The organism is Acetobacter fabarum (genome assembly GCF_040702925.2).
GTDB lineage: Bacteria > Pseudomonadota > Alphaproteobacteria > Acetobacterales > Acetobacteraceae > Acetobacter > Acetobacter fabarum_B.
In genome coordinates this window covers 1-243 of sequence record NZ_JBFCXX020000117.1, presented here as the reverse complement: position 1 = coordinate 243, position 243 = coordinate 1, and the positions used below count along the sequence as shown (strand labels likewise).

Sequence of the window (243 nt, the reverse complement as noted above, 5' to 3'; positions counted from 1 at the left end):
CTCCACTGCCTGAGCGAGCAGGCGCGGAATAAAGGCGTCGAGGCGTTCACGCCCCAGACGCTGCATCGCCCGCAGTTGCGGACTGCTGCGCAGACCGGCCAGTGCTTTCAAGGCTTTGGTGGCGTCGGCAAAACCGCCCTCTTCCAGCTGGCGGCAGGCGGCTTCTTCGTCCTGCGCCTCTTCCCACAGCGGCAGCCATTCGCCGCCGACCACCACTTCGCAATCGGCGCCCTCTTCTTCATC

At 65.8% G+C, this 243-nt stretch carries 1 protein-coding gene; it reads right to left on the bottom strand.

Annotated features, from left to right (window positions below):
- The coding region (locus AB2L51_RS15345; protein WP_400922733.1) for a hypothetical protein at nucleotides 1-243 on the bottom strand (243 nt) is incomplete at both ends.